Source organism: Lentzea sp. NBC_00516 (genome assembly GCF_036346835.1).
Taxonomy (GTDB): domain Bacteria; phylum Actinomycetota; class Actinomycetes; order Mycobacteriales; family Pseudonocardiaceae; genus Lentzea; species Lentzea sokolovensis.
In genome coordinates this window covers 1,299,528-1,323,520 of sequence record NZ_CP107840.1, presented here as the reverse complement: position 1 = coordinate 1,323,520, position 23,993 = coordinate 1,299,528, and the positions used below count along the sequence as shown (strand labels likewise).

General features: G+C 66.9%; 19 protein-coding genes and 1 pseudogene. 12 read left to right on the top strand and 8 right to left on the bottom strand.

Going from position 1 to position 23,993, the window contains the following annotated elements:
• Window positions 1-11: 11 nt before the first annotated feature.
• The 6 genes and pseudogenes from OG205_RS05720 to OG205_RS05695 all read left to right on the top strand — a co-directional run.
• The gene (locus OG205_RS05720) at window positions 12-1,946 is read left to right on the top strand and encodes a sensor histidine kinase (RefSeq protein WP_330275182.1); all 1,935 of its coding nucleotides are present in this window, start codon (window positions 12-14) and stop codon (window positions 1,944-1,946) included.
• Window positions 1,943-2,404 carry a roadblock/LC7 domain-containing protein gene (locus OG205_RS05715; protein ID WP_330275181.1) on the top strand — a complete coding sequence of 154 codons (462 nt, stop codon included), beginning with the start codon at window positions 1,943-1,945 and terminating at the stop codon, window positions 2,402-2,404. Before OG205_RS05720 ends, OG205_RS05715 begins: the two co-directional genes overlap by 4 nt.
• A 26-nt stretch (window positions 2,405-2,430) precedes the next feature.
• Window positions 2,431-3,036 (top strand): GTP-binding protein, encoded by a 606-nt coding sequence (locus tag OG205_RS05710; RefSeq protein WP_330275180.1) that lies wholly within the window; start codon window positions 2,431-2,433, stop codon window positions 3,034-3,036.
• Window positions 3,037-3,175: 139 nt separating this feature from the next.
• On the top strand, window positions 3,176-3,559 hold the full coding sequence (locus tag OG205_RS05705; RefSeq protein ID WP_330275179.1) for a thioredoxin family protein: 384 nt from the start codon (window positions 3,176-3,178) through the stop codon (window positions 3,557-3,559).
• Window positions 3,560-3,592: 33 nt separating this feature from the next.
• A complete protein-coding gene (locus OG205_RS05700; RefSeq protein WP_330275178.1) occupies window positions 3,593-4,123 on the top strand; it encodes a peroxiredoxin in 531 nt (176 codons plus the stop codon).
• 303 nt (window positions 4,124-4,426) lie between these two features.
• Window positions 4,427-4,534 (top strand): annotated as a pseudogene (locus tag OG205_RS05695) (LuxR C-terminal-related transcriptional regulator); the annotation flags it as partial.
• 6 nt (window positions 4,535-4,540) lie between these two features.
• Here the strand turns inward: OG205_RS05695 and OG205_RS05690 are convergent.
• Both OG205_RS05690 and OG205_RS05685 read right to left on the bottom strand, forming a co-directional pair.
• On the bottom strand, window positions 4,541-6,613 hold the full coding sequence (locus OG205_RS05690) for a BTAD domain-containing putative transcriptional regulator (RefSeq protein WP_330275177.1): 2,073 nt from the start codon (window positions 6,611-6,613) through the stop codon (window positions 4,541-4,543).
• A gap of 4 nt (window positions 6,614-6,617) precedes the next feature.
• Entirely contained in the window at window positions 6,618-9,488 is a 2,871-nt protein-coding gene (locus OG205_RS05685; RefSeq protein ID WP_330275176.1) for a BTAD domain-containing putative transcriptional regulator, read from the bottom strand.
• Window positions 9,489-10,334: 846 nt separating this feature from the next.
• Here OG205_RS05685 and OG205_RS05680 point away from each other — a divergent pair.
• Complete coding sequence (locus tag OG205_RS05680) at window positions 10,335-11,168, top strand: endonuclease/exonuclease/phosphatase family protein (RefSeq protein WP_330275175.1); 834 nt, start codon at window positions 10,335-10,337, stop codon at window positions 11,166-11,168.
• A gap of 392 nt (window positions 11,169-11,560) precedes the next feature.
• On the opposite strand, the gene OG205_RS05675 is transcribed toward OG205_RS05680, so the two are convergent.
• A complete protein-coding gene (locus OG205_RS05675; RefSeq protein ID WP_330275174.1) occupies window positions 11,561-13,174 on the bottom strand; it encodes a peptide chain release factor 3 in 1,614 nt (537 codons plus the stop codon).
• 153 nt (window positions 13,175-13,327) lie between these two features.
• On the opposite strand from OG205_RS05675, the gene OG205_RS05670 reads away from it, so the two are divergent.
• Both OG205_RS05670 and OG205_RS05665 read left to right on the top strand, forming a co-directional pair.
• The gene (locus OG205_RS05670; RefSeq protein WP_330278110.1) at window positions 13,328-13,699 is read left to right on the top strand and encodes a MerR family transcriptional regulator; all 372 of its coding nucleotides are present in this window, start codon (window positions 13,328-13,330) and stop codon (window positions 13,697-13,699) included.
• Window positions 13,700-13,771: 72 nt separating this feature from the next.
• A complete protein-coding gene (locus OG205_RS05665; RefSeq protein ID WP_330275173.1) occupies window positions 13,772-15,448 on the top strand; it encodes a ribonuclease J in 1,677 nt (558 codons plus the stop codon).
• A 598-nt stretch (window positions 15,449-16,046) separates the two neighbouring features.
• Here OG205_RS05665 and OG205_RS05660 read toward each other — a convergent pair.
• The 4 genes from OG205_RS05660 to OG205_RS05645 are packed head-to-tail and all read right to left on the bottom strand — an operon-like array spanning window position 16,047 to window position 19,337.
• Window positions 16,047-18,098: an FtsK/SpoIIIE domain-containing protein gene (locus OG205_RS05660; RefSeq protein ID WP_330275172.1), complete on the bottom strand. Its 2,052-nt coding sequence runs from the start codon at window positions 18,096-18,098 to the stop codon at window positions 16,047-16,049.
• Window positions 18,095-18,673: a hypothetical protein gene (locus tag OG205_RS05655; RefSeq protein ID WP_330275171.1), complete on the bottom strand. Its 579-nt coding sequence runs from the start codon at window positions 18,671-18,673 to the stop codon at window positions 18,095-18,097. Before OG205_RS05655 ends, OG205_RS05660 begins: the two co-directional genes overlap by 4 nt.
• Complete coding sequence (locus OG205_RS05650; RefSeq protein ID WP_330275170.1) at window positions 18,670-19,002, bottom strand: hypothetical protein; 333 nt, start codon at window positions 19,000-19,002, stop codon at window positions 18,670-18,672. The genes OG205_RS05655 and OG205_RS05650 overlap by 4 nt, the downstream gene beginning before the upstream one ends.
• The gene (locus tag OG205_RS05645) at window positions 18,999-19,337 is read right to left on the bottom strand and encodes a WhiB family transcriptional regulator (protein WP_442916745.1); all 339 of its coding nucleotides are present in this window, start codon (window positions 19,335-19,337) and stop codon (window positions 18,999-19,001) included. Before OG205_RS05645 ends, OG205_RS05650 begins: the two co-directional genes overlap by 4 nt.
• Window positions 19,338-19,686: 349 nt before the next feature.
• On the opposite strand from OG205_RS05645, the gene OG205_RS05640 reads away from it, so the two are divergent.
• From OG205_RS05640 to OG205_RS05630, 3 genes are all read left to right on the top strand, one after another.
• Window positions 19,687-20,070: an XRE family transcriptional regulator gene (locus OG205_RS05640; RefSeq protein ID WP_330275169.1), complete on the top strand. Its 384-nt coding sequence runs from the start codon at window positions 19,687-19,689 to the stop codon at window positions 20,068-20,070.
• 128 nt (window positions 20,071-20,198) lie between these two features.
• On the top strand, window positions 20,199-21,770 hold the full coding sequence (locus OG205_RS05635; RefSeq protein ID WP_442916744.1) for a transcriptional regulator: 1,572 nt from the start codon (window positions 20,199-20,201) through the stop codon (window positions 21,768-21,770).
• On the top strand, window positions 21,767-22,117 hold the full coding sequence (locus OG205_RS05630) for a signal peptidase I (RefSeq protein WP_245982818.1): 351 nt from the start codon (window positions 21,767-21,769) through the stop codon (window positions 22,115-22,117). The genes OG205_RS05635 and OG205_RS05630 overlap by 4 nt, the downstream gene beginning before the upstream one ends.
• Here OG205_RS05630 and OG205_RS05625 read toward each other — a convergent pair.
• Window positions 22,106-23,656 carry a transcriptional regulator gene (locus OG205_RS05625; RefSeq protein WP_330275167.1) on the bottom strand — a complete coding sequence of 517 codons (1,551 nt, stop codon included), beginning with the start codon at window positions 23,654-23,656 and terminating at the stop codon, window positions 22,106-22,108. The genes OG205_RS05630 and OG205_RS05625 overlap by 12 nt on opposite strands.
• Window positions 23,657-23,993 lie beyond the last annotated feature (337 nt).

Below are 23,993 nucleotides of genomic sequence, written 5' to 3'. Positions count from 1 at the left end.
AAGGAGACGCGATGAGCGCGCAACTGAAACGCAGAGGCCGTCCGGCGCCACTGGCGATCGGGTTCGCCGTTCTCGCGCTTGCACAGATCACGACGGTGACCCTGGTCGCCATGGCCGTGGTCCGGACCGACGGCTGGACACGGCTGACGGCCCTGCTGGCCGCGATCGGCGCTCTCGGCGCCGGCGCGGTGCTGTTCACCTGGTCACGCCAGGTGTCGCGGTCACAGGACGCCGTGCGCGGCGAGATCGACGTGCTCGCGACGCAGCCGCTGACCGAGATGCTGACCGACGTCGTCAGGAGCCGGGACATCGCGGAGTTCCGCAAGCGCCTTCCCGCGGTGTCCGATGCTGGGCTCGCCCAGCTGACCGACCGGGTCGAGGAGGCGTGCGCGACCGCGTTGCGGATGGCGGTGGAGCACGAGGACCTGCGGGTGGGTTACACAGAGGTCTTCGTCAACATGTTCCGCCGCACGCAGACCCTGCTGCAGCGTCAGTTGCAGGTGATCGAGCGGCTGGAGCAGGGCAACCGCTCACCGGCGGACATGCACCTGTTCTTCCAGCTCGACCACCTCGTGACCCGGATGCGGCGCAACAACGAGAACGTGCTGGTCCTCGCCGGGACCGAACTGGTGCGCGCCACCAAGAACCCCGTGACGATCGCGGACGTGTTCCGCGCGGCGATGTCCGAAGTGGACAAGTACCAGAAGATCCGGGTGCTGGGCACGCCGTCGATAAGGGTCTCCAACACCGCGGCGGGCGACCTGATCAGGATCATCGCCGAGCTGCTGGACAACGCCACGTCGTTCAGCGCACCGGCCAAGGAGGTCACGATCAACGCCGAGCTCGGGCGGCACAACGGTCTGTCCATCGGAGTCTTCGACAACGGGATCGGCATGTCCGACGAGGACATCCGGAAGGCGAACGAGCAGCTGAAGAAACTGGGCTCGGAGGAGATCGCCCGATCGCGCCGGGTCGGGCTGTTCGTGGTCGGAAGACTCGCCGGTCGCAACGGCTTCAAGGTCGAGCTGTTCGGTGGCGACGACGTCGAGGGCGTGTCGGCGCTCATCTCGGTGCCGAGTTCGGTGCTGCTGGAGGAGGACGCGATGCGCGCGATGCTGCCGGGAGACTCGAGGCGGATGACCACCGGTGCGAAGCAGGCGAGTTCTGCGGGGCCCTCGGTGGCGGTGACGACAAGCGTGCGCCGGACCAGCACGCCGCACGTCGCCGAGAACCCCGCCTCCGGCCGGCGCCGGATGTCCTCCTGGTACGGCAGGTCGCAGGCCTGGCGGACCGAGCGCGACAACGTGCGCAAGGGTCCGTCCGGGTCGGATGCCGGGGCCCAGCAGGTAGACCGGACCCACGAGGGGGTGGCGGAGGAGCTGCCGATGCGAGTGCCGGGCAAGCGTGCGGTGGAGCTCGCCGCCGAGACCGCGGTGCGACAGCAGGCGCTGGTGCTGGAGGCCCAAGCCGTCGAGCCGCCGTCGGGGCCCACCGACGTGCCGGAGCGTGAAGCCCCGTCGCCGCGAACCCGCGAACCCGCGCCGCTGCCGGAAGATCGGGGAACCAGGGTGGCCTCCCGGTGGTTCAAGGCTCGCGGTAACGCCGACGAACCCGCGTTACCGGCGCGGACTGGGCAACCGAAGCGGGAACAGGCATCGCGGACGGCCGAGCCGGAGGCGGACCCGCCGCCCTGCAGCTACACCGAGGACGGTCTGCCGTTACGGCGGCAGGGAGCGCATCTGCAGGCGACGATCGCGGCCGGCGATCCCGCACCGGAGATGCCGAAGGAGATCAGGGCCGTCGAACGCGACCCGGCACACATGCGGCGCAGGTTGTCCAGTTACCAGCTGGGTGTGCAGAAGGCCAAGGAACAAGAGGACCGGATGCGCGGCCGGCAACAGCAGGCAGGCGGTTGGACCGTGTTGGAGAGGAAGGCAACGAAATGAGCGGAGAGCCGAAGCAGCAGGCCATGACCTACGAAGAGCTCGTCAACGAGAGCTCGTGGCTCATCAACGACTTCGTGGACCGAGTGCCCGGCGTGGCACACGGCGTCGCCGTGTCCGCGGACGGTCTGCTCCTGGCCGCGTCGAACACGCTTCCCGAGGACCGGGCGGACCAGCTCGCCGCGGTCTCGTCGGGCCTGCTGAGCCTCACCGACGGCGCGGCGCGGTGCTTCGAGGCGGGCAACGTCCGGGAGACCATCGTCGAGATGGACGCGGGAACCATGCTGCTGATGGCGATCAGCAACGGTTCTTGTCTGTCCATTCTGGCCGATCCTGGCTACGACATCGGCCAGATCGCCTACGAGATGGCCCTGCTCGTGGACCGGTTCGGCCGTCAGCTCACACCGGGTGAACGCGCGGACGAGACGGCGGCGATGGCCGCCGGTTCCGCTTCGAACTGAGGGACCGGAAAGGAGAGGAACGCGAGATGAAGAGGCTTGAGTTCGGTCCTGTGAAGAAGTCCGGTTCGGTCACCTCCACCAAGATCGTGGTGGCCGGCGGGTTCGGAGTGGGAAAGACGACGTTCGTCGGTGCTGTGTCCGACATCCAGCCGCTGACGACCGAGGCGATGATGACGGTCGTCAGCAACGAACTGGACGACACGACCCGGATTCCCAACAAGGTCGCGACCACGGTGGCGATGGACTTCGGCCGCGTCGCGCTCGACGACGACCTCCTGCTCTACCTGTTCGGCACACCCGGTCAGGAGAGGTTCTGGTTCATGTGGGACCACCTGGTGCGAGGTGCGCTCGGCGCGGTCGTGCTGGCCGACACCCGGAGGCTCTCCGACTCGTTCAGCTCGATCGACTTCTTCGAGAGCCGCAAGATTCCCTACGTCGTCGGAGTGAACACATTCGACGGAATCCTGCACCACCCTCTCGAACACGTGCGGCGGGCGATGGCGATCAACCCGAGCGTCCCGCTCCTGCGCTGCGACGCGCGTGACAGGGGTGAGGTGCGTAGGACGCTGCTGGAGCTGATCGCGTACGTGATGCAGCGAGTCGAGCACGTCGCTGAACCTCTGACGGTGTGACGCCCCTTCCTGGCGCTCGCGGTCAGCCGATCGCGCACGAAGTTTCCGCACGGGCGCATCGGGTCTTCACTCGCGGGCCACGGCACGCGAGGTGTTCCGAACGGTGAGAGATACGAGAGATCAGCAGGGATGGTTGGTTATGCCGAACGTCAGCCGTGAAGTGATCGCACTGGACGTGCCCCGGTTCCAGGAACTGATCAAGACCAACGATGTGGTGGTCATCGACATCTCCGCGGAGTGGTGCGGTCCGTGCCAGGCGTTCACGAGTACCTTCCGCGACGCGGCCGCGTCCTACGAGGACGTCGTGTTCGCCTCGGTCGACGCCGACGAACAGCTGGAGCTGGGCGCCGCGTTCAACGTCAAGACGATTCCGACGGTCGCGGTCATGCGGGCGGGCGCGCTGATCTTCGTGCACGAGGGTTCGCTGAGCGAGCAGGCGCTCGCGGACGTGATCAGGCAGGCACGAGCACTCGATGTCGAGAAGGTGCGACAGTCGGTCATCGCCCGCGCGGCCACGTCCTGACCGCGACGCCACGAGGAACCAAGGAGACAGGTCATGGTGCTGGAAGTCGGTTCACGGGCTCCCGATTTCACCCTGGAGGACAACAAGCTCAAGCCGGTCACGTTGTCCTCGTTCGTCGGCGAGAAGAGCGTGCTGCTGGTGTACTACCCGCGCGCGTTCACTCCCATCTGCAAGGGAGAGCTGTGTCAGATCCGCGACGAGATCGAGGTGTACCGCGACTACAACGTCCAGGTGCTCGGCGTCTCGGTCGATTCGCCTTTCTGCCTCGACGAGTGGGCGCAGAGGCAGAAGTACCCGTTTCCGCTGCTGTCCGACTTCTGGCCGCACGGCGAGGTGGCCACGACGTACGGAACGTTCAACGACGACGCCGGTGTGGCCCGGCGTGGCACGTTCCTGATCGACACGGAGGGCATCGTCCGGTTCGCCGAGGTGCAGAAGGCGGACCAGGCGCGCAACCAGTCCGCGTGGAAGGCCGCGATCGTGAGCGCTCTCGAACCGAAGGTCGGCTCAGGACTGTCCGTGCCCACGGCGGCCGGCAACTGGATCGACCTGCCACCGGAGTAGCCCGTCTGAGCTCCGGACGCGGCTGGGACGTCCGCGCACCTCGTTGCGCGAGTGGGTGGTGGCCGGCGGGTGCGACAAGCGCCGGTCACCACTGGAGCTGCCACCGACTCGGCCGGGTCCGGATGCCGCGATCTGCTCGATTCGGATGCGGCGGAGCAGACCGCGTGAAGTCCCTCCGCCGATGCTTCGCCGGGACAGGCGGAACGACGGGAGTGCAACGTGAACGAGCTGCAGGTCGCTGTTTTGTGCGCTTGATCCGATCACGAAGGTGGGCGTGTCCGCCTGCCTTGCGACGGAGTGCGCCTGGAACCGAGAAAGATCGAGGTGCTCCGGCTGATGGCGGACGGCCTCGACACCAACGAGATCGCGCGCGATCTGTCCTGTTCGGAGCGTGCGGTGAAGAAGATCATCTGATCATCAGGTGCCGAACTGGCACCGGAAGCGGGCCCGCGTCGCCACCAGCACGCCGCGGTGCGGGTGATCGGCCGGACAGGTGTCCAGTGCCTGGTTGAGAACCCAGAACACGGGCAACGGCGCGCAGGCCGCGAGCTCGTCGTCGTGGGAGACCAGCCACTCGACCACCCAGGAGTCGAGCTGCCCGTCGCTGACGGCCGCGAGCTGGTCGCAGACGCGCTCGACCTGTGCTCCGGAATCGGCCAGAGACCTCGCCGCCCTGCGGTGCAACAGCGGCAGCATGTCCAGCGGGGTTCCGTCGTAGAGGGCCCGGCGTTGCGCGGGGTGGGCAAACGTCAGGCTCTGACCGACGTGCGCGAGCACCTTCGCGCGCAGTGCCTCGTCCAGCACGTCGAGCAGCTGTGACGGCCATCGGCCGACCACGGCGGCGAGCTCGCTGGTGGTGAACCGCTGTCCGAGCACGGCGGCCGCGCGCAGTGTCTCCAGGGCGTCGTGGGACAGCCGGTCGAGCCGTGCGGTCATCGACGCCGCCAGCGCACGTTCGGCTGAGCCCACCCCACCGGCGCCGTGCAGGTCGACCACACCGCCCTCGGCACGGACGGCGTTGTCGCGTACCAGCATCGCGATCGTCTGCCGCAGCACCAGTGGATTGCCCAGGGCATTGGTGGTGAGCGCCTGCAGCGCCGGCCCAGGTGGCATGCCGACGACCTGGTGGATCAGCTGGGAGGAGGCGGCCCTGCTCAACGGCCGCAACGGCATGATGACGTCGTCGCGCGTGGCGATGCCACGCCGCAGCCGCGCGAACTCCGAAACGTCCACATCGGACCTGGCGGTCGCCATCATCAGCAACGGCAACGACCTGGTGGCAAGACAAAGCTGGTCCCACACGAGCAGGCTGGGATCGTCCGCCAGATGCAGGTCGTCGATGACCAACACGAGCGATGCGTTGGCGCACAGCTGTTCGACTCGCTTGAGCACGTCGTTCATGGCGATCGGGACGTCGCTCTCCATACCCAGCGCCCGGCTCAGCGCACTGAGCGGTTCCTGGCAGAACTTCTCCGCCACGGCCCACGCGAGGTGGTAGCAGCGGGGCTCGATCGAGGCCAGTACCGCGGACAACAGTGCCGACTTGCCGATCCCCGCATCCCCCTCCACGAGCACCGAACGTCCACGTCTGGTCTCGATATCCCTTATGTGGGAACGCAGTTTCGCCGTTTCGAGCTCCCGGCCCGCCAGTTGAGGCCGGGTGACGCCTTCCGGAATCACGGAGAGCAGCTCGGGCTTCGAGCGGCGGCGGGTGTTCGGCTCCGGCGTCGCGTGTGCCGGATCTCCGGCGAGCAGTTGATGGTGCAGCAAGCGGATCGCGGTACCCGGTTCGACTCCGAGGTGCTCGCGCAGGACGCCGCGGAGATGAGCGATCCGGTCCAGCGCCTCCATTCTGCGTCCGGCTCGCTGCAAAGCGGTGATCAGCGTTTCCCACAGGGACTCCCGCAACGGGTGCTCCTGGACGAGAGCTTCGAGTTCGGGGACGAGGTCGCTGTGCTCCCCGAGTGCGAGCAGGCTCTCGAGGCGCTGCTCCACCACGGCGAGACGTTCCTCGGAGAGTTCGGCGCGGCGTCGTTCCGCGAACGGACCGGGCAGCCCACCGAACGCTTCACCGCGCCACAGCGCGAGTGCGGAGTCGAGCCGCTGCACCACTCCTTCGTGGTCACCCGCGGTGCGCCGTTCGCCCGCCCTGTCGCGCAGGTCGTGGAAGGTGGCGAGGTCGATGCTGTGGGGCGGCAGTCGCAGCCGATAGCCCGGCGGCTCCGACAACAACACCTCGCCACCGGACCAGCGTGCTCTCTCAGGTTCCAGCACCCGCCTCAGACCGGAGATGTAGGTGTGCACGTTGCCATCGACGCTCGCGGGCGGTGAGGCTCCCCACACGCTGTGAATCAGCTCGTCACGCGGAACGATCCGGCCGAGGTGATCCGCCAGCACGGCGAGGATCGCCTGCTGACGTGCCGGGCCGAGCTTGATCTCCTGCTGCTCCAGCCGGATCCGCAGGTGCCCCAGCAGATCGATCCGCAACATTGTTTCAAACATGATCAGCCGCACGGTCGAAACGCAGGAACGCGCGTCGCATGTCCCACCTGGCCCGCACCTGGGTGAAGCACTGGACCGCGGCATCGAGCGCCTCCGCCGCCTTCTCCGGTTGCTCCTGTGCGACGAGGAGAACCGACGCGTCCTCCGCGGCCTGGGCGTACGCGAACTCCCGGCCGGCCCGCCGGTACTCCCCCGACGCGACGAGCACCGCCTCGGGATCCTGGGCCAGCAACGCGCGGCAGTGCAGAGCGGTTGCCCGCTGTTCCGGCAAGCTGTCGGCCACCGCGATGGCACGCAGCGCGGCACTCTCACGCTCCTGGTCCACGGCAAGACGTACCAGCCAGGGAAGCCAGCGGGCACAGTCGTCCGCCGGAACCGACTCGTCGTCGAGCAGCCCGACGAGCACGTCGCAGGCCGCGACCGGTTCGCCCCGCTGTTCGGCGACAAGTGCGCTCGCTGCGCGAGCCACGGCGGACTCGCGCTGATCCGCCTCTCGCCCAACGGCTTCCAGCGTGGCGAGTGCCTCGCCCGGTTCACCTCGATGGGCGCAGATCAGGGCGGCGGTACCGTGCGTCAGCCGCACCGCGGTCAGCGCGGTCAGCGCTTCCTCCCACTGCCCGCCCCAGTACCAGGCGAGCAGATCACGCGTGAAGTCCGAAGTGTCTTCACACCACACCGCGGGCTTCACGAGCAGCGCGGAGAAGTTGTCCTTGCGAGTGGACGAGATCGCATCCGACGACACGAGCCGGCCGAGCAGGGTCGAGGCCAGCCGCGGCGCACGCACCGACAGCGCCGCGGCGTTCTCGGTCAGCCAGTGGTTCAGCCACGAGCCGTTGTCGATCGGCACGAGCATCAGCTGCTGGGCCACCCGCTCCGGCGGCCTGCCGATGGCGATCCACGCCTCCGCGAGCTGGCGATGCAGCGACCCGCGGATCGCCGACGCGTACCTGCCGTAGAACGCGCGCTGAATCATTTTGTGACGCAACGAGAACTCGTCGCCGGACACGACGAGGTAGCCGCCTGTGACAGCGTCGGCGACCATTGTGGACACCTCGTGGGCCGGCAGCATGAGCGCCGCCGCGATCTCGTCGAGGGTGAACCCGTCGCCGCACAGTGACGCCCAGCCCAGCAGGTCCCGGATGTGCTTGGGCACCGTCTGCATGTGGTCTTCGATCACGTCGACGATCGTGCAGTGGTTCGGTGGTGGCGAGCAGGCCTTGAGATCGACCTGGTGGTCTTCAGGCACGAGCACCCCAGAGCTGGTCATGTACTCGACGAGCACTTCGACCAGCCAGGGGTTTCCCGCTGCCTGACGAGACAGTTCGAGCAGAGCCGGACCCGGCGTGGCTCCGGCGAGTGCGGTGACCAGGTCGTCGACCTGGGCGTCGGCCAACGGTCCCAGCGTGATCACTTGGCCGTGCTGCCGCAGCACCGCACGCGTCCGATCGATCTCCTGCCGACTCGGCACCGGCCTCAGCGCCACGACGAGCAGCAACGGCATCGCCGCGGTCTCGGTCGCGAGCTGGCGCAGGACGTGCAGACTCACCGGGTCCACCCAGTGCAGCTGATCGACCACCAGGACCAGCGGTCCGTCCTCGCACAACTGGCCGACGAGAGCGAGCACACCATCGACAGCGGCCACGGTGCCCGAAGAGTCTTGTGCGGTCGTCGAGAGTTCCACCCTGCGGACGGTGGCTGCGAGCGAGGCCCTGCGCGGATCCGGCGACAACCTCGTCACGTCCAGGCCGTCCACCAGTGCGCGAAGGGGCACGACCTGTCCGAACTCGTCGGCGGTGACCCAGGCGAGCTGGCAGCCCCGCGCGTCGGCGAGCGCCTCGTTCAGCACCGCCGTCTTGCCTATGCCCTGCTCTCCTTCGAGCCAGAGAACCCCGCCTGTCCCCCTTGTGACCGACGTGACCGCGGTACGCACCGCCGCGATCTCCGACACGCGCCCGATCAGGCGACGGGTGGTGGGTCGCAGCGTCTTCGTGACGAGCGGGATGGGCCGGGTCATGCCGGGAACGCCGTCGACGGTCCAGCGCAGCGCCGGGTCGTCGCGCACGATCTTGTCGTGCACCGTGGTCAGCGATCCGCCCGGCTCGGTGCCGAGGCTCTCGACCGTGGCGCTGCGCTGCCGCTGGAACACGCCGATGGCGGCTTGGCGACGCCCAGTCAAGTACAGGGCCTGCATGAGAAGCCCGTGCAGGCCCTCGCGCAGCGGGTGTCTCCTGGTCAGCTCGTGCAGGTCGTCGATGAGCAGGTGCGGCCTGCCCGCGTTGAGCAGGATACGCGCACGCCGCTCGACGGCGTCGAGCTTCAGTTCGGCGAGCCGGGCCCGCTGCCTGGCCGCGAAAGGTCCGGGTGTGCCATCCAGCGCGTCGCCGCGCCACAGGTCGAGCGCGGTCTCGAGAGCTGCCAGCTCCCCAAGGGTGTCACGGTTGTTGCGGCACGCCCTCGCCTCGTCGCGCAGCTGCTGGAACCGAGTGACGTCGACAGCGTCTCCTGGCAGCGTCAGGCAGTAGCCCGCCCCCACGGAGGTGAGGAGCGTTCCCTCGGAACGCCGTGGCCGGTGTGGCTCGAGTGAGGCGCGCAGGCCGGAGATGTGGGAGTAGATGCTGCCTTGAGCGGTCGCGGGCGGCTCGTCACCCCAGAGAGCGTCCACGAGTTCGCTCTTGCTGACCGAGTGACCTGCCTGCAGCGCGAGCACCGCCAGCACCGCTTTGCGTTGCGCGGAGCCGAGCTCGACCTCGCCATCGGCACCCCACGCGCTCACGGGGCCCAGCAGGGAGATCCGCACCGCGGTGGGACCGGAGCCGATGTCGTTCGTCGGACGTCGCGCCTTCGGATCGTACGAGAGTGTCATTTCCCACCCTTCCGGCGCGGTCGGGAGACCACGTGAACAGCAGCCAAGCGCAGGTTGGGGCGCGTATTCCGTTGTGGACAGTCGTTGTCAGCTGGCAATGAACCTAGGATTACCACGACTACTCGTCAAGGGCCACCCGATCACAAAGCGTGACCTCGCGGCCGTGACGGGCGAACCCTTTCGGATCGATCCGCCGGCTCTCGGCGGACACGACGCCATCACACTGCACGATCTGGATATGTGCGAAAGCACCGAGCAGGATGCTGGAACAGCAGCACACCGAGACATTCATCCCCTGCTGGACGCGTTGGCAGGCAGAGGATCAGCCCGGAAGGTCTCACCGTCGTTGTTGGACGGTGAGAATCCTTGCTCTGACAAGGACGCGCGACCACTCAGAGGCTCGACAGTGGCCTTGATGGCGGCGACGACCTCGGGGCGCAGGCGGGTGATCCGGCGCGCCAGCCGATCGACGAAAGCGTCGACCTCGTCAGCGGGAGTGCGCGGTTGACCAGGCCGTAGCGTCCACCGCGATGATCCCCTCGACCTGCGCAGTCAGAACTCGCGCCAGGCCGGACCGCATCGACGCGGAGCCGGATCTATGCCCACGCGATTCAAGATCTCCCAGACAGATGGTGTGAAGCGTATCGAGACGAGGTGCGACCGTTCGGACTGAAGACCTGCAACACGCTTTGAGCTGCAAAGAAGCATTTCCAAGCACAGAAGGCCAACACAACCCCACGCAACGCGGGCAGCAGGTGCGCGTCACTGTGAGAAAGACGTCCCTGCCGTCGGAGGTAGTCAGCCGTGCGAGTCTTGGTCTGCGTCATCCTGTTGGCAGCAAGCCTGATGAACGCAGCGAATGCGGGGGCCTCCGAGCGGCCGTTGATCGGACCCGCACGCGGCGATTCGTTGCACATCATGTCGTTCAACCTGAGATACGCCTCGCTCCACGAACCGAACTCGTGGACAACCAGACGGCCGATCATGGCCGAGCTGCTGCGGCGCGAGCAGCCGACCGTGATCGGCACGCAGGAGGGCCTTTTCGCTCAGCTCAAGGACATCGAGCGCGACCTGCCCCCGCAGTACGACTGGATCGGTGTCGGCAGGGCCGGGGGCAGCAGGGACGAGTTCACGGCCGTGTTCTTCGACAGCTCGCGGGTCGATCCCCTCGAGTTCGACCACTTCTGGCTGTCCGCGACGCCGACCGTGGCAGGCTCGAAGTCGTGGGGCAACAAGGTGATCCGCATGGTCACGTGGGTGCGGTTCACCGATCGCGTGACAGGCAAGCAGTTCGTCGTCGTGAACACTCATTTCGACCACGAGTCCGAGACCTCCCGCCTGCGCAGCGCGGAGCTGGTGCGTGACCGGGTCGGTGCCATCGCGCCGGGACTGCCAGTTGTGCTCACCGGTGACTTCAACGCCGCACCCGCCGCGCCCACACACGACATCCTGACGAGCGGGGCGGGCCTGACCGACTCCTGGCTCGCCACCGCGGAACGCCGTACCCCGCTGTACGCGACGTTCCACGGCTACCGGCCGCTCGTGCCGAACGGGTCGCGCATCGACTGGATTCTCATCCGAGGCGTCCGGGTGCTCCTGGCCGCGGCGATCAACACCTTCCAGCGAGGTGGCCGGCTCCCGTCCGACCACCTCCCGGTCCAGGCGTTGATCAGACTCTGACAGCGCCTCGTCTCTCAGCGGCGGACCCGCACGACGGTGACCCGACCAGCTGACGCTTTAGCCCTGTGCAGGTGGCTTGTGTGATCACCAGGTGCCTATCTGCTCCAGGTCGTGCTGGCCTGAGTGGCGAATCTGGTCATGGTGCGGTCAGCACGGCATTGTTCTTCTGTGAGCCCGTTGCGCCAGCTCGGGTCGTGGGCTGGCACCGCGTCCGGTTCCACCAGCGGGTCCGCGAAGCGCTGGAGGTTATCCGGTTCCGGCGACGGCACAACGTCGACATCGTTGGGCTGCACGTCCGCGCCGTAGACGGCTAGAAAGGCGGATCGCTCGTCACACAGTAGCGATCCGCTTCCTCCAGGTGCAGCGCAGACTTCTCCCCCAGCGAAGGACGGTCAGTCGTCGGTTCCTGCGACGAGGGACTCCAGTCGCACCTCGGGATGCAGGCGCCGCATGACGCCCAGCGCGGTGGAGTCGACGAACAGGGCGAGGTCCACGCCGTCGGTGCGGGTGAGCACCTCGGTGCGGTTGCCGTCCACCAGGGACCGTTGCCTGGGGTCGGCCAGGCGGCGCACGACGGTGTAGGGCAACGGTTCCAGCCGCACGGGCGACTTGAACTCCGCTTCGAGGCGATGTGCCGCGACCTCGAACTGCATGGGACCGACCGCGGCGAACACCGGCGCCCCGTCACCGCGACGCAACGAACGCAGGATCTGCACGACGCCTTCGGACTCCAATTGCTCGATGCCTCTGCGGAACTGCTTGGAGCGACTGAGGTCCGCCGGTCGCGCGACGGCGAAGTGCGCCGGCGCGAAGCTGGGCAGACCAGGGAAACGCACCACGGGTTTGCCCGCGTGCAGGGTGTCGCCCACGCCCAGCGCGGTGGCGTTGACCAATCCGATCACATCACCGGGAAAGGCAGTGTCCAAGGTGGAGCGCTGTTGGCCGAAGACCTGTTGCACGTACTTGGTGGCGAACGGCTTGCCCGTGGCGGCGTTGGTCACGACCATGCCTCGCTCGAACACGCCGGAGCACACACGCGCGAACGCGATCTGGTCGCGGTGCGCGCGATCCATGCCCGTCTGCACCTTGAACACGAACGCCGAGAACGGCGCGTCCAGCTTGCGCGGATCACCGGCGGCATCCGGCCGCGCGGTGGGGCGGGGCGCGATCTCGACGAGCAGGTCGAGCAGCTGCCGCACACCGAAGTTGAGCACCGCCGATCCGAAGAGCACCGGTGTCGCCGTGGCGGCGAGGAACCGCTCGAGCTCGAACTCACCGCCGGACGCGCCGAGCAGTTCCGCTTCCTCGCAGGCACGCGTCCAGCCCGCGCCCTCCTCGGCTTCGGCCTGACTCGGCAGCAGGTGCTCCTCGCCCGCGGCGGTGGCTCCGCCCGCGGTGCGCTGGTAGCGCACGAAGTGCCCGCTGCGGCGGTCGAGCACGCCGCGGAAGTGGCCGGCGTCGCCGACCGGCCAGGTCAGCGGCATCGCCTGCAGCCCGATCCGCTCGCCCAGTTCGTCGCACAGATCCAGCGCGTCCCGGCCGGGACGGTCCCACTTGTTGATGAACGTGATCACGGGGATGCCGCGGTAGCGGCAGACGTCGAACAGCTTGAGGGTCTGCGGCTCCAGGCCTTTGGCCGCGTCGAGCAGCATGACCGCGCAGTCCACCGCCGACAGCACCCGGTAGGTGTCCTCGGAGAAGTCGGCGTGGCCGGGAGTGTCCAGCAGGTTGATCACGCAGTCGCGGTAGGAGAACTGCAACGCGGCGGACGTGATGGAGATCCCGCGCGCCTTCTCCATCTCCATCCAGTCCGACACCACACCGCGCCGACCGGCCTTGCCGTGCACCGCGCCAGCCTCGGAGATCACCTTCGCGTGCAGGGCCAGCGCCTCGGTCATGGTCGACTTGCCCGCGTCCGGGTGGCTGATCACCGCGAAGGTGCGCCTGCGTTCCGCTTCCGCGAGCACGGTTGCGGACGAGGCGGTCACCGGGGTGGCGGTGGTCATTCGCGATCCTTCGGGGTTAGACGACATCTCGCCAAACTCTACCCTCACGTGACGGTAATCTGAACCTGCCCCCGGAGGCACGAGTGGGGGTACGAGCACCAGAATGGCTGGTGATCGTGACGCAGTTCGGGAAGGGATGTTGTGGGCGAGCACATGCAGATCGGCGAGGCAGCCGAGAGGACCGGTCTGTCGCTGCGCACGATCCGGTACTACGAGGAGGTCGACCTGGTGGTGCCGAGCGCACGCAGCCAGGGTGGTTTCCGCCTCTACACCGAGCCTGACGTGCAACGCCTCGACGTGATCAAGCGGATGAAACCGCTCGGCTTCCAGCTCGAGGAGATGCGCGAGCTGCTCGGGATCCTCGACGCGCTGTCCACTGGCGACGATCCCAATCGCGACAAGCACCTCGACCGCCTGTCCGGGTTCTGGACCGCCGCCGACGAACGCTGTCAGCAGCTGCGCGCGCAGCTGCGCATCGCCGAGGACTTCGCCACGACGCTGCGGTCCCACCTGCCCTCGGACTGACGAACATCACGCCTGGCCCGCGTCGCGGATTTCCTCTCACCGGCAACTCTCACGTAACGTGAGGGTGTGACCATGGCTCGAACGTCCACCCCTCCGCCCGCACTCGCCCCGGATGCCCTGCGGGTCATCGCCCTCGGCGGCCTCGGTGAGATCGGCCGGAACATGACCGTGTTCGAGCACGAGGGCAAGCTGCTCATCGTCGACTGCGGGGTCCTGTTCCCCGAGGAGCACCAGCCCGGCGTCGACGTGATCCTCCCGGACTGGAGCTGCATCCGGGACCGGCTGGCCGACGTGGTCGCCATCGTGCTGACCCACGGCCACGAGGACCACATCGGGGGCGTGCCGTACCTGCTGCGGGAACGACGGGACATCCCGGTCATCGGCTCCCGGCTCACGCTGAAGTTCCTGGCCGCCAAGCTGGCCGAGCACCGGATCAAGCCCGTCCTGGTCGAGGTCAAGGAAGGCGAACAGCTCGCTCAGGGTCCGTTCGACCTGGAGTTCCTCGCCGTCAACCACTCCATCCCCGACGGTCTGGCCATCGCCATCCGCACCGACGCCGGTCTCGTGCTGCACACCGGTGACTTCAAGATGGACCAGTTCCCGCTCGACAAGCGGATCACCGACCTCCGCGGTTTCGCCCGCCTCGGCGAGGAGGGTGTCGACCTGTTCCTCGTCGACTCCACCAACGCCGACGTGCCCGGCTTCACCACCTCGGAACGCGATCTCGCGCCCGCGATCGACGAGGTGTTCCGCACCACGCCGCGCCGGGTGATCGTCTCCAGCTTCGCCAGCCACGTGCACCGCATCCAGCAGGTCCTCGACGCCGCCGCGGCGCACGGCCGCAAGGTCGCCTTCGTCGGCCGCTCCATGGTCCGCAACATGGGCCTGGCCACCGAACTGGAATACCTGAAGGTGCCCGACGGACTCGTCGTCGACATCAGGGACGCCAACCGGCTTCCCGCCCACCAGGTGACCCTGGTGTGCACCGGGTCGCAGGGAGAGCCGATGGCCGCTCTGTCCCGCATGGCGGCCGGCGAGCACGAGATCGTCATCGTCGAGGGCGACACCGTCCTGCTGGCCAGCTCTCTGATCCCCGGCAACGAGAACGCCATCTACCGCGTGATCAACGGCCTGACCGACCTCGGTGCCAACGTGGTGCACAAGGGCAACGCCAAGGTCCACGTCTCCGGGCACGCCAGCGCCGGTGAACTGGTCTACTGCTACAACCTCGTGCAACCCACCAACGTCCTGCCCGTGCACGGCGAGGCACGCCACCTGCGGGCCAACGCCGAGCTGGCCGTCAAGACCGGGGTCGACCGCGACCAGGTGCTCGTCGCCGCGAACGGCCACGTCATCGACCTGCACGAGGGCCGGGCCTCGGTCACCGGCCAGGTCGAGATCCACAACATCTACGTCGACGGCCAGACAGTCGGCGGCGTCACCGAGGACTCCCTGGCGCAGCGCCGCACGCTGGGCGAAGAAGGCATGATCACCGTGGTCGCCATCATCGACACCGACACCGGGCGGCTCGACGACACACCCGACTTCATCGCCCACGGCTTCGAACACGACGCCTCGACGTTCCTGCCGGTGATCCCCGCCATCGAGAAGGCCCTCGCGGGCGCGGCGGAGAGGAGCACCACCGACGTGGCGGAGTTCGAACGTCTCATCGGCCAGCAGGTGCAAATGTGGGCACAACGCACATACCGCCGCCGACCGGTGGTCATCCCGGTCGTCATCGAAGCCTGAATCGCACGTGGTGATGGCCATGAGCAACCCGCGCCGATTCGAAGCGACGAGCATCTTGCAGATGCCCTGGTCTGATTCCAGATCATCGTGCGGTCCGACAGTTCGCCGCTAAATTTCTTGGCCCCGGTCGACATAACTTAGCGACGAAAGATTGAATCGAGTCGACTGGCCCTCCATACTAGGTTCGAGCTATCCAATAGCGCATGAACACACGAACTGCGCAAGCTTGCTACATATTGGGACCGAATTCCCCCTCGGACACAAAGGTAAGGCAGAAGGGTGGTTGACCAAATGGTCAACCACCCTTCTGCCTTATGTCAACTTCGCCGGGCTCACTTTCTCGGCCACTACGAGAACACCGTCGAACAAGCTTGTTTCTGCAGTTCACACCACCCGTCCCGGGACGGGTTCGCCGTGACCCTCGCCGCCGACTCAGTGCCTGAAATCGCACCCGAGCAGACCCAACCCGGCCACCCGTCCCCTGCTCCGGATCGAGCAATCAGCGCAGCTCAAGTGCCTACTTGAACCCGTCCCGCCGGCCTGTCCGCGAGCGATCCTTGCGGGACAGCTGGGACAGGTCACCAGGGCGCCCTGTCCCTCATACCGACTCGGCAATCGCAGCTCGGATGCCCGCTGTCAAGTAGCCGCGAACGCGCCGTGTGTTTTCCCCGTCGTGGACGTACTGGCGCGCGGGAGAACATCCGAGATCACCCATCTCTTTCCCGAATGTCGTGGGCTCGACATCCAGTGCCTTCACCAACTCCGCAGTGGGTATGAACTCGCGTTCACTCAGGTCTTTGCCCAGGTAATGCGCGACCGAAGCCAACGGCTCCGGCAGCCTGTCTCCATCGTGGTCCGACTTCCCGCCCGTGATCACGACCGCCTCGCGATCACGGGCCGGCAGCGCATCCTGCCCAGCGGCGTGGCCCGTCAACTTTCCTTCCGCTTCACGCAGCGCGCGGCCTCGTTCGCAGATCACCCTCCAGTCGTCGTTAGGCATGTAGAACGTTCGTACCGTCAGCGCCAGGACGTCGGCACCGAGCTGCGTTTCGCCGTCAGGGCGCAGGATTCCCACACCCTTGTGCGATGGGAGGAGTCTGCTGCTGTCGTACCCGCGGGTGTTCATCTGATCACCCAGCACGATGTTGCTGTCACGCCAGTCCATGACCCGCAACGCGAACCGTGATCCGAGGACTGCTCGCAGCTTCGACGGGATCGTGGTGCTGTCCGGTCTCTGGGTAGCGAGCACCATCACCAGACCCGCAGCCGGTGCCTTCTTCGCGAGCCACGTCAGCAGTTCACCGATCCTCTCGCCCGCCGTGAGCCGCTTGCCCTGCACCAGCACGGACGTGCGGTCCTCCAGTGCGATGTGGACTTCGTCGACGATCAACGCAGTGAGCGGCATGTCCAGCGACTGGTCCCTGGACATCGCGGGCGTCACCTTCGATTCGGGACATGTCACGTCGTCCAGGTGCTGCATCCGGCGATAGCGCTGCTGCACGTCGTCAACCAGCTCCTCCAGCCAGTCCATGAACATCAACACGTGTTCACCGTCGTCACCTGCCATGAATCGATGCGCGACCTGCTCCGCTGCCCGCCAGTCCTTCCCGTTCTTGAAGTCCGCGACGTAGAGCCGTGCGTGCGGATCGAGTACTAGTCCGGCAACGGCGAGCCGTTCAGCCATCGTCTTGCCTTGCCGCGGAATCGCACCGATGAGCAACGACGTCCACACCAGCGACAGGTCGATCCGACGTCCACGCGCGTCTGTCCCGAAAGGCACCGGCTTCCACGCGTCCCAACGCCGCACCTCGAGCAACGGTGTCCGAACAGGTGGTGAGGCGTACGGGTCTTTGTCGGCCACCCAGATCGCCACGCGACCGGCATGGCCACCCTCTCCGCGCACCCGTTCCACACTGAGCTGGATCTCGTCCACCGCCAGTGCGGACGCCAGCTCCTCCCGGTTCTTCACGACATCGGCAGCCTTGCGCGTAGCAGGCAGGTCTACCGTCAACGCCCACCCGTCACCTTGCCGGGACGGCCGTTCGACCAGCCGCAGGGTTTCGTCTTTTCCGATCAGCTTGGCGTTCCGGAATACGTCGATCAGCACCTGGGCGTCCATCGTCCACATGAGGATCCGCGGCCCCGCGAGAACGGTCTTGCGGCCCGATGCACCGTCCTTCGCCCGGCCGGCGACCGCCAGTACGACCGCGCCGACGCCTCCCAAGATCCACAGCACCAGATCGCCGTAAGCCAGTCTCGCGATCGCGAGAACCACGCCACTGACCAGCAGCACGGTGGCGGTCACCTTCCACCGGAACAATGTCAGCGCCCGGATCTCGACGAACTTGTCCGCCAGTTTCTCCGACTGCTCTGCGGCCTCGCGGTAGTCACGAACCCGGACCCAGTTCCGCCAGCCTCGCGCCGAGATCACCAGGCCCCGACCCACTGCCCTCGCACATCGGAACGGCACTCGGACCGCCCAAGCGGATACACCCTTAACCGCGTCCCTCAGAGCCTGCCGCGATCTCAACGCCGGCGGCACCGCACGTGAACCACGCCAGGTGCTCTCCAGGCGCCGCATCAGCGCCGCGCGCTCGTCCACCACCTCACCCTCGAGCACCTGCTCGGAATGGACCAACTCGCCGCTCATCGCCGGTCCTCGTTCAACGCCGCCGCCAGCTTGGACGACAGCCCGCGCGAACACCCGGTGGCCTCGCGAACCCATGCGGGTGAGACCTTCTCCCCTGCCTTCTTGGTCTTGCGGGCGACCGCGAGGTACTCCGCGAACGACGTCCGAGGAACCCGCACCCCGTCCTCCACCGCACCCAATTTGTCCCGCAACTCCGTCACCGCTTCGGCAGCGACGAACACGACCAGCGGCGGCACGGAGTGCAGAACCACGAGTGCCGCAGACCCGGCCACGAACGCACTCCAGGTGTTCATGACGTAGGTGGCGCCGAGCGTGAACCACTTCGCCGTCCGCACCCATCCACCGAGCCGCACACCCCTGCGAGCGGTCACCTGTTCCGCTCGCAGGATCGCCAGCAGGACCAGCGACACCATCGGGTCCAGCAACCAGGCTGCAAACCACGTCAACGACCGCACTGGTGCTCCGGCCGCGGCGAACTGCTGCACGTTGGTCATGGTGAACGCAAGCCCCAGCAGAATGCCGGTCCAGCACAACCGGTCCACCTGCACGGCAACCCGCTCGATCGGTTCACTCACTTACGATCACCACCACGACGACGAGGCGCATAGGCGGTCACCGTGAGCGCCCTGGTCAACGTGAACGACGCCAGCAACGCCGGCACCCCGAGCGCCACGAACAGCAAGCACCCCTCGCCGCGGTTCGTGATGATCACCCACTGAACGATCACGATCAGCACGGCGTTCACGACAACCCGCCCACCCAGAGATATCAGCCGCACACTCGTCCGCGCCGCGTTCGCTGTCGCATTCGCCCGACGACAACCAGTCCGCCAGACCAACGCCAGAACCAAGAGCACGCCGGCCGCGGCCAGCACCTGAGTGGGCGTCACGCTGATGGTGTTCATGAGCGCGGCCCCCTCTCGGCCCGTTCACCGCGCTGGAGCCAGTGCCGGTGCACCTCGCGCCGCTCGTCCTCCGGCAGCGCACCCCACACACCGACCGTCTCAGCGCCGGCCGTGCGCAACTCCAACTCCAAGCACTCGTCCCGCACGGGACACCCCGAGCACTGCCGCTGAGCCAACTCCCGATCGGTGAGCTCTTCGTCCGCCCACGGTGGTTCCCCCGTGAACGCCCACATGCACAGCCCGTCGCTCTCGACGACGTCGGTCAACTCATCGGTCGGCACCCATCGCAAGTGGTCCAGCGACCAGGCAATGCCGACCAGCCGCAGATCAGTCACGAAGCGCCCCCGGCTCCGAAAGCACTCGCCGAAGCGAGCTACTGGGGACGACGAGACGGCCGTACTGGCGCTCAGCCGTCAACAGCCCGAGCCGGATCGCCCGAAACACGAGTCCCTCGCTGATACCGAGCACCCAAGCGGTCTCGCGGATGGAGTGAACAGAAGACACAGAAGTGCGCATAGGAATAGGCCCTTCAAAGAGCGAGCTGACGATTTCAGCTCTAATTGATTGATTTCAGCGCATACGAAGGCGCGCTTGATCCCGCACAGCGCGAAATGCGCCGTGTCACGTCTCCAAACAGCGCAAGGCGGCTAATATCAGCGCCGAGGCGGAACGCGGAGGAATTACGTGTCGGAGGATTGGGCGGCAGTCGCCAGAGCCATCAACGAGCGCGTGAACGAGCTCGGCTGGCGTCAACGCGAGCTAGCAGAACGCTCGAACGTCTCCCAGGCGATCGTCCGCGAGATCCAACACAACACAGTGGAGCGCCGGCGAGGGCCGCGGACGCTGGAGTCCTTGCCTACAGCCATGGGCTGGCACCCGATGCACCTCGACGCGGTGCTGCACGGCCGCCGCCCACCCGAGCGAGACGAGCCGATCACCGACCCCGGCGACTCGCTGTGGTCGCGTTTGGACAGTGTCGAACAGCGCCTGATCGACATCACCGAACGCCTCGACGACCTGAAGTCGGACCTCGCGTCGGTAGCGAAGCAAGTCCGCGAGAACCGGTAGCACTGTGCGTTTCTGCTGGTTGAGCGCTTTGATTTCCATGCACCAATTCCAGCGTGAATCGGCGCCCGAACCCATGCATGTCCAATGCAAGTTCAATGCAGGTTCTGCGCTCCGGGGGTAGCGCGAGCATGAGCGTGAACGACGAGTGGACCGGCCAATCAGCGCGTTGCCTCCAGGCAGCACTGCGCATGACTCACGAGGCTTTCGCCGAACACCTCGGCATCGGCGTCCGCACCGTGGCCTCCTGGCACCAGAAGCCAGACACCAAGCCACGCTCAGGAGTCCAGCGCGCACTCGACACCGCACTGGCGAACGCACCCGCTGACGCAGCTGACCGTTTCCATGAGCTGATCAACGGCGGACCGCTGGACCTCCCGGACGGCGCGTCCAAGGACGCGGAACTCCGTCTCAGCGAAGACGCGACGATCGTCGCCGCTCTCGACTGGCTCGACGCCCACGCAGGCTGGGATCCCGGCACAGCCCGCCGCGAAGTAGCTGCACGCCTAGCAGCGCTCGACCTGCACGCCCTCCAGGACCGCGGAGTCCTCCGTGGCCGCGTGAATCAACGCGACACTGCGAGCGCACTCGCGAACTACTACGGCACCTCGACCACCGGCCACGGCCGCTACTCAGCAACGTTCGGCACAAACACGGCAGCCTCGACGACCGTGCTGACGCACCCGGACTGGTTGGACCTCGACTGCCTGCTGTTCCCCAAGCACGACAAGCTGAAGCTCGCCGGCGTAACCCCAGCCGACAACATCACGATGGACGAGGCGAGCGCAGACCGCGCCGCGCAACGGCTGGCCGAAACGCTGGCCCTGGGACACCGCATGGTGAACATGCCGCTGTTCCGGCTGCTCGACGTGGACATGCGGAAGCACCAGCTTGCGGGCACCGTGGGCGTGACGGACTTCGTGGGGTACGTGGTGACGATGGACCTGCTCGAAGGCGAGCTGGTCGACGCGCTCACGACCGACAAGCCGACGAGCCCCGGCGCACTCCCCCTCCGCGACACCTACATGCCGAACCTGACGGCAGCGCTGAACGTCGGCGACCGGATGTGCGCAGGCGGAGCCCTCGCGCTCACGGCCATCGCCCGCCCCGCAGACGCGTTCCGCAGCGAACCGGACTACCTCCTCCTTGTCCAGGAACGCTCAGGCCACGTGATCAACGCAGCCCGCCGCCTGGCCGTGATCCCGAAGGGCTTCCACCAGCCGCTAACGGACTTCCGCGCCGACACACAGGTTGGCGCGACCCTCCGCCGCGAGATGGAAGAGGAACTGTTCGGCCGCGACGACGTGGACAACACCGTCGGCGAACAGCGCCACGCAGACCCCATGCATCCAAGCCGGCTTTCCGAGCCGATGCGCTGGCTGCTGGCCGAACCCGGCCGCCTTCGCATGGAGTGCACAGGCTTCGGCCTGAACCTCGTGAGCGGCAACTTCGAGTTCGCCAGCCTCATCGTCATCGAAGACGTGGAGTTCTGGACCCGCTACGGCGGTGACGTCCAAGCCAACTGGGAAGCGTCCCGTCTGCACCAGTACTCCAGCCGCGACGCGGAGCTCCTGGACGAACTCGTCAACGATGTAGCTTGGAGCAACGAAGGGCTCTTCGCCCTTCTGCAGGGCCTACGCCGCCTCCGCGAGATCGGCGGCACCCGCGTAGACCTGCCAGAGATCGAATGGGAGATCAGGTGACCGCCAACTGGCAGGCCGGCAACGCCGCGGACGACAGCACGGAGACCCGCGGGTGGCTGGTCGGACACTTCATCGACCCGTCGATCGGCGTCCGCTCCCAAAAGGACGTCGAAGTGAAGTGGGGAACTCACCCCGCCGGCGACAAGCGTCCAGATTGGACCGCAGACGACCAGCGCACGACCCTGGTCCTGTTGGTAGAAGGCAACTTCCGCGTAGACACCACTGACGGCAGCAAGACCATGAGCCGTCAGGGTGACTACATCATGTGGGGACCGGGCGTAGACCACTCGTGGGAAGCCCTCGCGGACTCCGTCGTCATGACTGTCCGCTGGCCCTCACAGACCTGACACCTCGAAGCTCGGCAGGCTCACCCGCGAGCCACCGATCTCACGCAGCCGCCGGAGCCCTTGGAGCAACGCGAACAACCCTTCGTTGCTCCAAGCCTCCTGCTGCACCAGGTCCGTGATGAGTTCGCCGTCGAGGCTGGAGTACAACGTCAACCCGGACGCCTCCCAGTTCGCCTCAAGCTGCCCACCGAACCGCGGCCAGAACTCCTCGTCCTCAACGACGACGAGTGTCGCGAACTCGTAGTTGCCGCTGACGAGGTTCAGCCCGAACCCGGTGCACTCCATCCGCATCCGGCCTGGCTCATCCTCCAGCCACCTCATCGGCGCAGACCAGCGCCCAGGATGCATTGGCGATGCCGCCCGCGAAGCACCTGCAGTCACGTCCACATCGTCGCGCCCGAACAACTCCTCTTCCAGCTCTCGCCGAAGCGTCGCACCGATCCGGACATCAGCCCGAGGATCGGTAAGCGGCTGATGGAAGCCCTTCGGGATGACCGCCAACTTCCCAGCGGCGTTCACAACCTGGTCCGACCGCGTCTGCACGATCAACGCGTAGTCCGCAGCACCACGGAACGGGTCCGCTGGCCGCGCAATCGCAACGAGCGACAGAACCCCACCTGCACACACGCGCCCGGCGACATCGACCACAGCATCCATGTCCGGCAAGTACCTGTCCCGCAACGGGTTCAGAGCCTTAGAGCCGCTTACCACCGCGTCCGCCAACTCCGCTTCGAGCAGGTCCATCGTCAGCGCGTACTCGACAAAGCTCCCCACGTCGACAGCCCCACCGATGCCGCGTGCGCTGACGTCGATCTCCGCCAACCGGTACAGCGGCAGGTTCGCGAACCGCACGCCAAGAGCAGCAGCCATCACGAGCCGCTGGACAGCCGCCTCCGCGCAACCTGCACTCAAGACGGGTGCCGCCCCATCTCCCTGTACGAGGGCCAGCCGCTCATTGCCGGCATCGAGCGGCAGCCCAAGGCCGCTCCATTCGGACCGCGTGAACACGCTGGTCTGCACATCCAAGCCCAGGCCTCGAACCCCGAACGTGTCGTTGACTCGGTAGTACCGCCGCACCGCGTCCGCGATCTGCTGCCGGCTGATCCGACTACGCCGTGCCCGCTGTCCCTGGAACATCCCGACGTCAGCGACCTTCAGTCCTGCACTCACCTTCGCCGCGGCCGAACCTGACAGCCAGCCAGCCGCACCATCCAGCCACTCGAACGCACCCGCCAGGCCCGGATGAGCCGATATGCCGACCGAGCTTCCCCCAGGGCTGCCCTCCATTGGTGGAGACAGCAACACCTCGACCGTCGAACCGAACATGCTCTCCAGCAGCCGGGCGGTACTCGCTTTCACCTGGCCCAGAGGCTCGTCAGCAGACCGACGCCCAGCAACGAGCCGCTGAAGGTGCCGAAGCCCAAGCGTGCCCGGCTCCCTGTGCTCCCGCGCGTACAGCTCGGCTTCCTCGACAAACTCCTCCAGCGTCAGCCGGCGTTCCCAAATCCGCTGCTCAAGCACGGTGCGAAACGTCCGCATCGCCCCTCCCAACTCGCCAGGTCGCATCAGGACGTCCCCCGGTCGCCCACAGGCCGTTCCGCTGACCGAGCGCTGATGAAATCTTGATTTCAGTCTGACACGCCCACTCAACACCCGTCAGACCGTCCGGTGGCGTGAGGACTCCGCGTCCGCCTCAGACACATCACCGGACACCCCAAACGCACACCTTCGTGAAGGGAGCGCCGATGATCGCAATCACGATCGCCCTCAGCCTCGTGGCAGCGACGACATGGACATGGATCATCGGCGACCACCTCGACTGGTGGCAGCGAGCAGCCGCACGCCGCCGTCACCAGAGGGCCAGCCACTAACCGGA